Origin of the sequence: Christiangramia aestuarii (genome assembly GCF_009735585.1) — a bacterium.
GTDB lineage: Bacteria > Bacteroidota > Bacteroidia > Flavobacteriales > Flavobacteriaceae > Christiangramia > Christiangramia aestuarii.
In genome coordinates, this window is the sequence record NZ_VJVW01000002.1 from 340487 (window position 1) to 354515 (window position 14029).

Genomic DNA, 14029 nt, shown 5'->3' on the forward strand with positions numbered 1-14029 from the left:
GCTTATTTTCTTAGCAACTAAGATAAGCTGAAAAACGTGCAACCTTAGTGCAAACTCACTAGCTACTGCATTTATCGCAAAGTCCTTTAATTACAAGGTTGATATCCTTGCTAACAAATCCCTGCGGAAGACTAATATGGGGGATCTTGTGGTCGGTAAGGCAAATGGTTTCGTTGCATTTCTCACAATGAAAGTGCAGGTGCAGGTCCTGAGGCAAGCCTGCCTCGGCGATCTTTTCGTCCAGGGCATATTTGGCGACGCCGGTACCGTCGTCTATCTGGTGAACAATACCATTCTTTTCAAAAGTCTTGATGGTGCGATACAAGGTAGTACGCTCAGATCTATCAAAGGCCGACTCCAGGTCGTTAAGGGTCATGGCAACTTCGCTTTCGCTAAGGTACTTATAGATTAGAAGCCTTATGGCCGTGGGCCTTATCTGGTGCTTCTTTAAAACTGATTCTATTTCGCCCATACCAAAAGTAACTTAAACAAAGTTAACGCGAAATGTAGAAATAAAATAAAGCCGGAACTAAATAATAGCCTTTAAAGCGAGGTTTCTAAGGAAGATGCGAACTGCTTATGAAATTAGGTCCTGGTCTGTGCAGCAATTGCAAACCTTCACCCTGGTAAGCTGCAATTTTTCCCTGGCCGAAGCAACTGCCAGGTTACTATTAGGAAAAATACCCAGATATATTCTTGCCAGGATATCAGGCAATTCCACGCAATTTTGAGCATGAACCCGAATGTGACCGCCGATATCCGGCTTTTTACTGGAGTAATAATATTGCATGGCGCAATTTATACTCATTTTAAATTATCAAATGTTCTATTTCAACCTAGTTTTAATGTTTTTAATAAAAATTTGTTAAAAGAAAGCTCTGAAAAATCAAAGAATCCCGGAGCCATGCCCAGTAATCATAAGATGAAACATCAGGAAGAACCTGGGTTAGCCCCCCTCCCTGTTCAATTTTTTTCGAATGGAGCATTACCTTAAACCAGGTTTCCGAGCCAGGTTAGCTGTTGCATATGGACTAAATCGTCAGTTTTTGTATAATAATCAGGTTAAATTATCCCTGAAGGCCTTAAAAACCTTTTAATTCGAGGGCCCAAAAACCTATGATAAGAATTAGCGATATGAACATGCCTCCGAAGATCATGACCAGGCCACGATTCTCTATCTTCATATTCTGGATCTCATCATCGAAGAACTGCCTTTCGGTCTCTTCAAGTCTTAGATAATTTTTCACGCCTAATTTTGAGGCGATCTTACCCTTTTGGGTTAGCCTCACCTCTCCTCTGTGGTTAAGCACGATCAATTCTTTTTCTCGTAGGGTATTAATAAAACTAATGGAAGTATTCTGTCTTAGTTCAGACACCATCATACCCTCACGAAACTCAACTGCATTATTTGGTTGTGTCTCCATATTAACATTTCATTAACTTTTATTAAATCTAATTAACGAAATTTAACTCTTTAAACCAAAAATTGCAGCTCTCGAATTATCAACACATTATGAACCGAAAAGGAACTTAGGTAAAATCTCTAAAAGTTGATCTATTTCCTAAATCAATTGGAGGCAGTACCAGAGCGTTTAAAGATATAGCGGGTAATATAAATCCCATTCTCATCTTCTGGGCCGCTGTAACTTTCTACCCCGCTATTCACAAAAACAAGCTCCCAACCATCGGCGGCCAGGGCATTAATTTTTGAGGTTACTACCGCATCATTGGCGGCAATATTCTGGAACCTGATGCCTCCCATATTAAAGAAGTTAAGGAGCTTGGTTTCCTCGAAGTTCTTAAGCCTGATCTCTCCACGGTCGGCCTTATTGCGTTCGTTATCCTCTTCAGTGCGTTGAGTGGTGAACTCCCTGAAATCACGGGCCTCTTCGCTACTTATCATTCTGGACCTGCCAATCCCGTTAGGGATGATGGATTCTACCACGGTAATGGTCTTGTATTCCCAGGTTTGCGCCAGAAGGTTCGTATTGAAGATTAGGAGTAGCAAACCGAAAATAACTGCATTTTTCATCTGTTTTCAATTTTAAAAAAACCGAACTAAATAAGTAAAAAAAGGAATCGGATCTTTCGACTTTGGGAATAAATTAACTCGGCCTAACCCAGAGCAAATAATTCTGCTACAGCTGTCTAAAAAAATAAATCAAACTAGCGCTAAGCTGATGTTCATCATATTTTAAAAACGTCTTCCGAATTAATTTTATGCTGTTGAAATCCCTTACAGAATTTATAACCCAGGAAATTTAAAGTCATGAAAAATATACTAGTTGCCACCGATTTTTCTAAAGAAGCTTACTGCGCCTTACACTACGCAACCAGGCTTTTCCAGGAAAAGGACAATAAGTTCTATATCGTCAATTTTATAGGTGATAAGGTTCAGCCTACGGTTTACAGCGGCATCAACGAGATGGAATTCAGTAAACTGGCGAAATTGAAACAGGATTCAGAAATCGAATGTCTTAGCACCAAACACCAGATAGTGCGTGATTCAGAATTCAGCAGTGATAATTTTGAGACCATTAGCTCAGAGAACAAACTGCTTCCAGGAATCAAGGATCTCATAAAAACCTACCAGATAGATGTGGTGGTAATGGGAACCAGGAAACATTCCGGAACCTTGGCCAGCATCCAGGGTACAAACACCACCAGGGTCATCGACAAGGGAATACAGGTACCTTTGCTCATCATTCCGAGGGAACTGGAATATACCGAACCTAAAAAGATCGCCTTTGCGAGTGAACTTATTTACGATTACAACTTTGATGCCCTGCAGGAGTTAAAGGATATAGCCCTGGCCCATAGATCCAGGATCATCCTGGTACACGATGGGGACGAAACCGAGGTTAGCCAGCGACAATGGAAGAATTACAATGCCTTTAAATCCTTCTTCGGCGAAGTTCCCGTGGAACTCGAATTCTATCATTCCCATTACGAAGTTTCGCGCACCATCGCGAAATTTGTAAAAGAGAAAAAAATGGATATGCTAAGCATGGCCTATTACCGGCATTCAGCAGCGGGAAGATTGTTCCGGGAACCGACAGTAGAAAAAATTGACAGGCACCTTTCCTTTCCTTTCCTTATACTTCCGCAGGCATAAATTTTAAAAGGATTTTGAAGCATGAAAAAGATCGCCGACAGTTAGGCGATCTTTTTTTTATTGGTTTTTCGAGAGGACCCAACTAATTAGAATTAAAAACGATAACCAAGGGCCAGACCGGCACGAATTCCGGCCCATGGACCGTCGACCTTTATCCTGGCGCCTTCAGAAGTAACCGTATAGGAAAAATCACCCATGGGTAGATCTATATCTTCCAGTGTCTGCTCTAGGCTTCTCTGCTCCCCTTCAGAAAGAGGTTCTTTTGAAGTACCTGCAAGGTCACCGTTGCTGCTTCCATAATGCGGTCCCACAATGAACCAATCCAGTACCAGGCGGTTGTCCAGCTTGAACTGACTACCTATCTGTAAACCAAAAGTATTACTGCTTAGATCTCCCCCGGTGTCTACCATATTTTCTCCTCCTTCATCTGTATCATAATAAAAATTGATATCCTTTATTTTGTACTCTGTATGCCTGTAGAAAGGAGCCAGATAGAAACCCTTAGCGTATCCTTTTCCTAAATAAAAGCGTATTTCGGGAGTAAAGCTGGAATACCGCAGAGAGGTGTTTTCAATATACCTGCTAATATCCTCTTCATCTCCTGCAGATTCTACGATAAGATCCTGAAAGGGAAAATCTCCCTGCGGAAGGTTCGAATAGGTTAGCGCTGCAGAGAATTTCCTACTCAGCACCCTTTCATACTGAAACTGGAAATTCCTAAAAACAAGACCGGTGGGTGCAAATTTTGGAATATTCTTTCGCTGCGTATAGACCGGCAGATCATCCCCTAAAATCTCCGTACTTTCCGGCTGCTGGGCATATATAAAATTAAGGCACAGGCAAAACACGAATAACATGCTGAAATTCTTCATAATTCTAAGATTTAGATTGGAAATTTGTTAACGGCATCACGTTGCCGGCAACGGTATTTTACTGAAATACTAAGGATTGTTGGGAATCAGTCAAATGTATATTGCGGTCAATTTATCCGAAATACCTGAATTCAGGTATTTTCAGCAATAATTACCAGTACTTAATTAATGAGGTGCTAATCATATCCAGATCTATATAATGTCGCTTAGGCCTATTAAAGAAATTTGAAGTCTAAAAAGGAGCAACAAACACGTAGGGATATAAAAAATGCCCGATATACTCCTGGAGCATATCGGGCATTTCATCTTTACCATAACGGCAATTAATCGTCCTTCACATCATACCTGTCCAGCATCATCACTTTATCCCATGCCCTGATAAAATCTTTTATAAAACGTTCCTCTCCATCGTCGGCCCCATAGACCTCAGCGATATTTCGCAACTGGGCATTAGAACCAAAGATAAGGTCGCAACGAGTGGCGGTATATTGGGTATTACCGGTTTTACGATCTTTTATATCAAAAAGCATTTCCCGGTCATTTTGTGGCACCCACTCGTAATCCATACTTAAAAGCACCTTAAAGAAGTCGTTGCTTAAAGTCTCTGGACGATCGGTGAAAACCCCGTGTTTGGAGTGATCGAAATTCTGATCCAGCACCCTAAGTCCTGCGGTTAGAACCGTCCATTCCGGCGCACTAAGCGAGAGCAGTTGCGCACGGTCCAGGAAAATTCTTTCGGCAGGTACATGATACCCCACTTTATCATTATGATAATTCTTGAAACCATCAGAAACCGGTTTTAACCAGTCAAAGCTTTCCACATCAGTTTGCTCCTGGGTAGTATCGGTACGTCCCGGAGTAAAAGGAACACTTAGGTTGAAACCGGCCTTTTCAGCCGCTTTTTCCACCGCTGCACAACCACCAAGTACTACCAGATCTGCCAGGGAAACTTTTTTGTTACCAGACTGATTTCCGTTGAAATCATTTTTGATAGATTTGAGTGTATCCAGAACTTTATTTAGCTCTTCCGGCCTGTTCAGGTCCCAGTTATTCTGAGGTTCCAGAGCGATACGGGCGCCATTGGCGCCACCACGCTTATCTGAATCCCGGTAAATAGCCGCTGAAGACCAGGCTGCGGAAACCAGGGCCGAAATTGAAAGGCTGCTTCCCAGGATCTTATTTTTCAGGCTAGAAATATGAGCTTCCTCAATAAGATCAAAATCTCTTTTTGGAACCGGATCCTGCCAGATCAAATCTTCTTCAGGAACTTCCGGACCCAGGTAACGATCTTTTGGTCCCATGTCCCTGTGGGTAAGTTTATACCAGGCCCTGGCAAAGGCATCGGTGAAATAATCGAAATCGTTCAGGAATTTTTCGCAGATCTCACGGTAAGCAGGATCTACTTTCAGAGCTATGTCTGAAGTCATCATCATCAGGTCGTTCATCTTTCCTTCTTCGTGAGCATCTGGAGTTTTTGGAGCATCAGGATCAACAGGAGTCCATTGAACTGCCCCGGCGGGACTTTCGGTCTTCTTCCATTCAAATTTGAAAAGATTGGTGAGGTAACTATTATCCCAGTTGGTAGGATCTGGAGTCCAGGAACCTTCGATCCCGTTGGTCATGGTATATTTTCCGAAGCCGGAACCTTCAGGGTTCTTCCAGCCCATGCCCATTGCCTGGAGGGGAGCAGCTTCTGGCGCAGGTCCAATTTTATCGGCACTTACTTTCCCGTGACTTTTTCCGAAGGCATGACCACCCGCGATCAGTGCCACGGTTTCTTCATCGTTCATCGCCATACGTTTAAAAGATTCACGTATGGCCATAGCTGAATCCTTAGGCTCTCCGTTGCCACCTGGTCCCTCGGGATTAACATAGATAAGCGCCTGGTGAGTGGCCGCAAGCGGATTTTCGAGATCGCGATCTGGATCTGAAGGTTCTCCTTTCCAACGCAGCTTCTGGGTAACCATTTCATCGGGATGCCCGTCATAATATTCCCCGACATTAGATTCCTTGAAAGGCTTACCATTCCAGAACTCAGGTCCCCAATAGGTACTGCGATCTGGTTCCCAGGCATCGCGACGCCCACCGGCAAAACCAAAAGTTGGAAAATTCATGATCTCTAGCGCACAGTTCCCGGTAAGCACAATAAGGTCTGCCCAGGAAAGGGAAGCTCCGTACTTTTGTTTTATAGGCCAGATAAGTCTGCGAGATTTATCGATATTCCCGTTATCCCACCAAGAGTTGACAGGGCCAAAGCGCTGCATCCCCTGCCCGGCACCACCACGACCATCGGCGATACGGTAGGTTCCGGCGGAATGCCAGGCCATACGAATCATTTGCGGACCGTAATTATTATAATCGGCGGGCCACCATTCCTTGGAATCGACCAGTAATTCCTTTATTTCCTTTTTTAATTGCTGGAGGTCGATCTTGTTGAAAGCCTCCTTATAATTTTCATCGCTTAGGGGATTGGCAACAGGTTGTTCCTGATGAAGCAATTCTACCTGCAAGCGATTAGGCCACCAGTCATCTAGTTGCGGAGATTTTCCTATGGCCCCACCTACCCTGGTCCCTCGAAAAGGACATTGAGCCAGGTTATCTGGATTAGGCATGTCTTTCATAATTCTAAGATATTGTTGGATTAAAAAATAAGTTTAGCGGCTGGTATTTTTCCCGGTCAAGAATTTTTTGATAAAAAGCTTCCTGACCTGCCTATTGATCCAATATCGGAGAGATAAATTTATCCTGGTTTGGATATTGAAAAAGGAAGAAAAATATAGTCTTTATTAACGTTTAATTTTGAAGAACAGAATTTAGGAAGATGCTGAATAAAAATTCAGGAACAGGCGTTAAACTTTATTTAAAGTATCATGGGTTTCATGCGGAGCTATATAAGCTTCATCCATTGGGGATGCATAAATTTTCCTCCAGAAAACTATAATGACTCCGGTCATTTAAACCTGTCCGTAAACCGGTTTGATAAAATCGCCGTTCAAAAATTTTTCGGTTTCGATCTCAGATTGCAGGATCACGCCCTTTGGCCCGGTTTCCAGCAATAGCATGGCAGACTGCAGCAAGGGAGCGGTGGTAGTGGTTTGAATAGCGCGAAGCTTGTACTTACCTATCTTTTGCGGCAGGATCCGCTTAGAAACTTCGAGTTTACGCCTGATGCCTGTATCGTCACTTCCTTCGGCAGAAGCATATAAAATGACCTGGTCCTCTTCGATATGCGGGATCGCCGCCTCCATCTTTTCCTGTAAGGCGTTGATATTATCGGGAACATCTCCAATTACTTTTAACTGGCCATCCACCCAGGCATAGTGTCCCGGAAACCTCAGCGTTTTATAATCCAGCGAACTTACTTTTCCCTTCAAACTTTGAGGCAGATCTGCTGCCCCACCAGAGGTGAGATCCTCTTCGTAGGTCTTTCCGTTAATGATAATACTGGCTCTTTCTGACAGGGAGGCCAGGGAAGTCTCCTTAAAATTCCGGATCACCACGGCATCTTTCAGGTATTCTGTCGCAACTCCCACCGGGCTCCAGGTGAACCCGTAATAATGTGGAGCGACGGCATGTTTGGTAAGCGCTCCTACTTTAAGCGCAATAGCATCTACTTTATCAACGTTGAATTTTTCACAGAATTTCTGGAATAAATGATTTCCCAGCACATCGATATAGCCCGGAGCCAACCCGGTTTGTAGCAAAAAACCTGTCTCGGCATCTGCCGCAAGTTTCTTTATGGTTTCGGTTTCTGATACATATTCGGTGAGATTGGCATAATGCATTTGAAAGTCCTTCGCCAATTGAGCCATTTCTGGCGCCAGGCTTCCCGGAAGACAATCCAGTAGAATATCTCCCTTTTTCAGGGCTTTCTTTAAGTCGGTTTCGATTTTGTTCTCCGGTAACTCAAAACACTCGATCTGAATACTTCGGGAAGATCCTTTTTTTATCCATTCTGCCATCTCCCGGGCATTGGCCAGGTTTCGGTTTAGAATAAAGATCCTGGGAATAACCTCGCTGAACTCAGCAAGCATGAGCCCAGCGGCCCGGGCGATCCCACCGGCGCCAGCAATGAATATATGATACTGCCTGTCCATACTTAAAGTTAAGTATTTTTCGGGCTGGATTGACTGGGAAAAACCAAATAAAAAGGCAATGTATTTTGTCGCCGCCACTTTGTTTATTTGGTATGAACTTCTAAATTCACAGGATGAACCTATTATTTCTCCACAGACTCAAAAGCAAACTAAAATAATTCCCTTCCGTTGCAATATTTGATAAGATCCTGATCCCGCTTTTTTTCATAAGCTCTCAAGCATAAAAGTCAAAGCAATTATCCCGATGAAGTTTTTATCCTAAATTTGGCGCTACTAAATACAGTATGAAAAGAACTTTAGTAAGATATAGAAATACTGCTTTTGGAAGGTTCGTTTTTCGCCATCAAAAGTACGCTCCCATCCTTTTTTTTATGGGGGGTTTTATATTTGATACCCTGACCTTAGGGCGAATAGATCGTGTTTATGATACGGTGGTACTTTGCTCGCATATGACCTTATTGTCCATAACGCTTTATTTATTTAATACCGTAGATGAAGGCAAGTGGGAAGGTACTTTTATCGAACGTTATTCCGAATATTTACCGCTAGCCATACAGTTCTTCTTTGGCGCACTTTCAAGTGCTTTTGTCATCTATTTCTTCAGAAGTGTGTCCATGTCAAAAACCATGTTTTTTTTCATACTGCTGGTACTGCTCTTATTCGCAAACGAGTTTCTTAAAAAGAAGATCTCCAACAAATACCTTCAGTTCAGTGTTTATTTTTTTATCAGTTTTACCTTTTTCGCCTTTATTATTCCCACGCTGATCAAGGAAATGAATACCTTTATTTTTATCATTTCGGGGCTTATAAGTTTGGGGTGTACGCTTGCACTCATCACCTTTATTTACAGCTCAAGCCCAGGCACAAGAGCTGAGATAAGTCTGAAAAAACTGATCGGTCTTATCCTTTCCATCTATTTAGCAATTAATATTTTTTACTATTTCAATCTTATTCCGCCAGTGCCGCTAGCTATGGATACCGGGTTGGTGGCTTATGAGGTGCAAAAAATAAATAACGAATACATAGTTACTTACGAGAAAAATCCATGGTATATATTCTGGCGTAAACATGACGTCACTTTACATCATCAGGCAGGTGAAAGGGTTTATGTGTTCACTTCTGTTTTTGCACCTACAGATCTAAAAAAGTCCATTTTTCACAGGTGGAAATGGTACAATCGTGAAACCAGGAAATGGGAAGTTACCGATGACATTGATTTTGAAGTTGCCGGGGGGCGCGATCGTGGTTTCCGTGGATATACCTATAAAAATAACCTTAAGGAAGGCCAATGGAAAGTTGAAGTAATTACAGAAGAGGAACTAATCCTTGGGATTGTCGATTTTGAGATTAAAAACACTGCTGAAGCTCATAAAGCAGGAATGGTAAAGAAATCATTTTAAAAACTGTCATCTCATTCCTATTTTTTATTACCCACCGTGAGTACCGGAATTATGCTTTGCAATAATTCCAACTGACACCATAAAATGAATTTCGGGGAGAAAAAAATGTAGAAAGGTCAGGACAACGACATTTTTTGTCGCCCTCCCTTGTTTTATTTGTTCTGAACTTCTAAATTCACAGAATGAACATTTTATATCTGCACGGACTCAAAAGCAAATTAAGTCCTGAAAAAAGACAGATCCTTGAACAATACGGAAAAGTCTACGCGCCAGACATCGATTATGAATCCGCACATATTCAGCCTTTGGAGATCCTTCAAAAATTTCCAGAGACCCATTTTAATGTAGTGATCGGCAGCAGTATGGGAGCTTTGAATGCCTATATTATTTCTGAAAATATTGGCAGGCCCGCACTTTTATTTAATCCTCCGCTAGTTAAATATCAACCCATAGAATTTAAAGCTAAATATGTAAAAGGCCTGGCGCCGAAACAGATCCTTCTGGGTGGCCGGGACGAGGTAGTAGACCCAAAGGAAACTTTGGAATTTCTTAAGCAGTATTTAAAACGGCTGGAGCTAAACATTAAGGTGGATTCTAAGCTGGGTCATCGAATCCCAATGGATATATTCGAAACCGAAGTAGCCGAATTCTTTTCTAACATTTGCTATTAAAAACTCAACTTAACATGTCTGTACGCCAAACCATAAAACGATATACCAAGATCATTTCATTGCTAAGACTACGCCCTATGAGCTTTAAAGAAATCCAGGCAGAAATGGAAAAGGATCCCGATGCCGTTGAGGAAAATCTTACTACCTCCATCAGGACAATGCAACGAGATATAAAGGCGATCGCCTCGATCTACGATATCGAGATCAAAAATGATCCTAAAACCAGTAAATATTATATCGTTGAAGACGTAGAAGACCTACCAAGTAAACGACTGCGGGAAAATTTCGAGATCCTGAACGCAATAAGGATGTCAAGAGGTTTTGGGGACAGCCTTGTTTTTGAAGAAAGAAGGTCCCTGGGAACCGAACATATGGCCGGATTGCTACATGCCATTCAGAATAAATTATTTGTAAGTTTCTCTTATGAAAAGTTCTGGGATGACTCCATCCGTGATAGGAAAGTAGCCCCGGTAGCCCTGAAGGAATCCAGGAACCGTTGGTATTTAATTGGCAGGGATGAGAATGACCAGAGAGCCAAGAATTTTGCCCTGGATAGAATAGGTAACCTATTCATAGAAAAATCAGGTTTTGAACCTATCCCGTATGATGTGGAAAAAGAATTCAAAGACTGTTTTGGAATTATCAATGGCACCAATGAAGAGGCTACTGAGATCATACTGTCTTTTACTCCTGAACAGGGAAGATATGTGGAGTCTCTGCCCCTGCATCCTAGTCAGTCTTTGATCAGTAAATCGGAAGAAGAATTTCAGTTCAGGTATTATATTCGGCCCACCTATGATTTTAAGATGGAGATTCTTTCTTATGGTAATAAAGTAAAGGTGATCGAACCAAAAGAATTCAAGGAAGAAATCGTGAAAAATCTCAGGGCTACTTTATCTCAGTATTAAATTCAATTCTTCTCCAGGCTACTTATAAAATTTCTCAGAAGCCTGTTAATATTTGCCTTTCCCACGGGATTGGCGCTTTGCGAACTCCAAACCGGTGGAGAAACCTTATTATCCAGACAGTAATTCACCAGCCACTTAGCACAATCATGTCCAGTGGGAGTATCTTCACCCAGATCATGATCAAAACAAATCCCATCCGGCAATCCATTTTGCATGATCCAATTTCTGAATTTATGATAATCTTTCAACCAGACAACTTCAACCTTTCTTCCAATTGGACTATAAGCCAGCCAGTCCATTCTAGAATCAGAGGGATCGCGCATATCATCTAACCAAATTAAAACCTTCATTTTACTTTTTTTGGAATCCAACAATGGTTTTCTTTTCGGCTCCAGGTCTATTTCCAGTATTTCCAAACTTCTCTTGAGCACAGAATTCCAGAATTTCTTCGAAAACAATTTGTTCAGAATTGATGATTTCATGCATAAAGATCTTACAGGTGATATTTTCAATTTCTCCTCCTGAAAAGTGAAATCTTAGAGCCAGTTCCTTGTATTGTTCCGAAGTCAAAAAGTCAATTTTATTTTTCCATATCTCTTTTCTAGCTTCCTTCCCTGGTAAATTTATCTGAACTTTGAACAGGAAACGCCTTGCAAACGCCGGATCTAGGTTATCGATAAGATTCGTTGTGGCGATAAATATCCCCTCAAAATTCTCCAGCTCCTCCAGCAGAATATTCTGAATAGTATTAAGGGTTTGAGCAATGGAAGAGTCTGAAACATCGAGTCTTTTTGAAAGAATAGCATCTGCTTCATTAAACAAAAGAATAGGAGTATTCCCGGAAGAGTCGGCCAGGCTTTCGTATTTGGTAAAAATCTTTTTAATTAACTTCTCACTATCGCCAAACCACTTCGACTTGGTTTCGCTAATATCAACTTTCATCACATCCCTGCCTGTGTTTTTAGCGATTTGCAATACACCTTCAGTCTTTCCTGTCCCCGGAGGACCATAGAAGATGCAATTAAAGCCGGGTGGCAAGGATTTTTCTTCTAATTGCTTCTGAATATTTCTAAATCGGTCATTTTCTAATGCATTCAAAAGCAACTTTAGATTCTTTTTTTCCTCCGAATTGTAAAAGAGTTGCTTTGCTCGAATTTCCTGATGAACTATAAGTTCTCGCTTGTCAATTTCAGATATCTTAATCCCTTCATCCTCCAAAAGCTTCAACCCTTTCTTACCTAACTTTAATCTTGAGTCATTGAAGAAATTAGCCTTATCCAATTCTACCAAATTAGAATTGATCAGGATATTCCTCCCAGAAATGAATTCCTGGGACTTCCGTATTTTCAAAACTGATCTATGCTCAAAAATGTTTAACAAGCGAGACATGCTAATAGTTTCCTCTCCAGAAATACTTATCCATAGCATATAAACCAGAATCGCCTGTTCCGTACTTGCCAGTTTCAAGTTTAGAATCTCCTTGATTAACTTAAAGTTCGAATATGATTCTAAAAAATACTTGGTACGGCCAACACATTCATACTCGTTAATTTCTTTATCCTCGGACTGATCTGCCAGATCAAAACATTTTTCAAGTACTTCAATAGCCGATTCTACGGTATTATTAGGTTTAGGTATGGGGAATTTCTCTTCGAGAACATACTCTTTAACAGTATCGGGAATTATATAATTCTCCCTTCGTTTACTGAATCTTCCGGTCTGCATTTTCGCCTCGATTAAAAACTGATCTTTTAGTTTCCGAATTATCTCTGAATGAGCCAGTATATCAATTACATTTTAAGTGTTTACTAATGGAGGTATAATCTACCTGCTCGTCCTCTATATACTGAGTAAATATTATCGAAAAAAGATAGGCTTCCTCTGGAGATATCCTAAGATTACCTGATAATAGAGTTAATTCTGATTCAACTTTATGGAAAATGGGCTTTTCAAACTTTTTTCCTTTAGAGGAGTTATAAATTTTAGAAATTGCATTTAAAGTATTGTTGATTATTTCTGTTTTCATCCACTACTTCTTTTCTACAAGATTAATTACAGTGAATGTCATTACGTGACGTAGGAAATCAAAAATTAATTTCGCTAAGTTGATTTGAATTTTATTCGAGAACGTTAATCAGCCAGATCCATACGTTCCCTCAACAGCTCCTTTTTCCGTTAACAAATAATATAGATTTATAACTGGTAAAACTCAATCTAAACAAAATTGGTTTTACAATTAAATTTCAGAATTTTTAAACTCTTACAAATGCCAATACTTAAAACCAAAAAACTAGAAATCACAAAAGATTTCGACTTTATGAAAGTCGTCAATTTTGTATCACCTTCTTTTGAATCTGTTCAAAAAGATGTCACTGAATTAAAAAAAGGTAAACCCAATAAAACTAATAAACAATTATCCCGAATTTATGCAAACCGCATTAGAAATAAGTATACTTCAGTCGGTGTAGTGAGCGCATTGCCCAGCACTATACCAGGAGTAGGGACTGGTGTTCAGATCGCAATTGAAGCTGGTACTATTTCAGGTGACTTAATACTAATGTTACGATGGATGGCTTCAACCTGTTATGGAATTGCATTAATTAATGGAAAGGATATAAGCTCAGACTTCAATCAGGAATTTGTACGGATTCTTGGTTTATGGTGCGGGGCCATAGAAGCCTCGAAAAAAGCCACCGGAAAGATTGCAACTAAAGTTGCCGTTACCACTTTTAACAAAAAAGTAAGCGGGAAAACATTAGCAAAAATTAACCAACGCGTGGGAACTACAATCTTCACGAAATATGGCACTAAAAGAGGAGGAATCGCCTTAGGAAAATTAATACCAATGGGAGTTGGAGTTGCTGTAGGCGGAACATTCAACTATGTTACCATGACCAGATTTAAAAATTCGGCCATAAAGTATTTTGAATCTGACGAAAGTGTAGAGTATGTAATAAAAAACTAGA

At 40.7% G+C, this 14029-nt stretch carries 14 protein-coding genes; 5 read left to right on the forward strand and 9 right to left on the reverse strand.

Going from position 1 to position 14029, the window contains the following annotated elements; all coding sequences use genetic code 11:
* Positions 1-58: 58 nt before the first annotated feature.
* The 4 genes from FLP08_RS05590 to FLP08_RS05605 form a co-directional block, all read right to left on the reverse strand.
* Complete coding sequence (locus tag FLP08_RS05590; RefSeq protein WP_156274881.1) at positions 59-472, reverse strand: Fur family transcriptional regulator; 414 nt, start codon at positions 470-472, stop codon at positions 59-61.
* Positions 473-577: 105 nt separating this feature from the next.
* Entirely contained in the window at positions 578-808 is a 231-nt protein-coding gene (locus tag FLP08_RS05595) for a hypothetical protein (RefSeq protein WP_156274883.1), read from the reverse strand.
* A gap of 274 nt (positions 809-1082) precedes the next feature.
* Complete coding sequence (locus FLP08_RS05600; protein WP_156274885.1) at positions 1083-1424, reverse strand: hypothetical protein; 342 nt, start codon at positions 1422-1424, stop codon at positions 1083-1085.
* Between the two features lie 143 nt (positions 1425-1567).
* Positions 1568-2032 (reverse strand): hypothetical protein, encoded by a 465-nt coding sequence (locus tag FLP08_RS05605; RefSeq protein ID WP_156274887.1) that lies wholly within the window; start codon positions 2030-2032, stop codon positions 1568-1570.
* Positions 2033-2269: 237 nt separating this feature from the next.
* On the opposite strand from FLP08_RS05605, the gene FLP08_RS05610 reads away from it, so the two are divergent.
* Positions 2270-3115, forward strand: coding sequence for a universal stress protein (locus FLP08_RS05610; RefSeq protein WP_156274889.1), 846 nt, complete (start codon positions 2270-2272; stop codon positions 3113-3115).
* A 92-nt stretch (positions 3116-3207) separates the two neighbouring features.
* On the opposite strand, the gene FLP08_RS05615 is transcribed toward FLP08_RS05610, so the two are convergent.
* From FLP08_RS05615 to FLP08_RS05625, 3 genes are all read right to left on the reverse strand, one after another.
* On the reverse strand, positions 3208-3987 hold the full coding sequence (locus tag FLP08_RS05615) for a hypothetical protein (protein ID WP_156274891.1): 780 nt from the start codon (positions 3985-3987) through the stop codon (positions 3208-3210).
* Between the two features lie 323 nt (positions 3988-4310).
* Positions 4311-6608 (reverse strand): catalase/peroxidase HPI, encoded by a 2298-nt coding sequence (gene katG / locus FLP08_RS05620; protein WP_156274893.1) that lies wholly within the window; start codon positions 6606-6608, stop codon positions 4311-4313.
* Between the two features lie 333 nt (positions 6609-6941).
* On the reverse strand, positions 6942-8084 hold the full coding sequence (locus tag FLP08_RS05625) for a saccharopine dehydrogenase family protein (RefSeq protein ID WP_156274895.1): 1143 nt from the start codon (positions 8082-8084) through the stop codon (positions 6942-6944).
* A 284-nt stretch (positions 8085-8368) separates the two neighbouring features.
* Between FLP08_RS05625 and FLP08_RS05630 the strand changes: the two genes are divergently transcribed.
* From FLP08_RS05630 to FLP08_RS05640, 3 genes are all read left to right on the forward strand, one after another.
* Positions 8369-9484, forward strand: coding sequence for a DUF2914 domain-containing protein (locus tag FLP08_RS05630; RefSeq protein ID WP_156274897.1), 1116 nt, complete (start codon positions 8369-8371; stop codon positions 9482-9484).
* A 182-nt stretch (positions 9485-9666) separates the two neighbouring features.
* Positions 9667-10155, forward strand: a complete 489-nt coding sequence (locus tag FLP08_RS05635) for a YqiA/YcfP family alpha/beta fold hydrolase (RefSeq protein WP_156274899.1) — start codon at positions 9667-9669, stop codon at positions 10153-10155.
* A gap of 14 nt (positions 10156-10169) precedes the next feature.
* Positions 10170-11063, forward strand: a complete 894-nt coding sequence (locus tag FLP08_RS05640; protein ID WP_156274901.1) for a helix-turn-helix transcriptional regulator — start codon at positions 10170-10172, stop codon at positions 11061-11063.
* A gap of 2 nt (positions 11064-11065) precedes the next feature.
* Here FLP08_RS05640 and FLP08_RS05645 read toward each other — a convergent pair whose 3' ends face one another.
* Together FLP08_RS05645 and FLP08_RS05650 are read right to left on the reverse strand one after the other, a co-directional pair.
* Entirely contained in the window at positions 11066-11413 is a 348-nt protein-coding gene (locus tag FLP08_RS05645) for a cyclic-phosphate processing receiver domain-containing protein (RefSeq protein WP_238388447.1), read from the reverse strand.
* A 1-nt stretch (position 11414) separates the two neighbouring features.
* On the reverse strand, positions 11415-12788 hold the full coding sequence (locus FLP08_RS05650; protein WP_156274903.1) for an ATP-binding protein: 1374 nt from the start codon (positions 12786-12788) through the stop codon (positions 11415-11417).
* Positions 12789-13329: 541 nt separating this feature from the next.
* On the opposite strand from FLP08_RS05650, the gene FLP08_RS05655 reads away from it, so the two are divergent.
* A complete protein-coding gene (locus FLP08_RS05655; protein ID WP_156274905.1) occupies positions 13330-14028 on the forward strand; it encodes a hypothetical protein in 699 nt (232 codons plus the stop codon).
* Position 14029 lies beyond the last annotated feature (1 nt).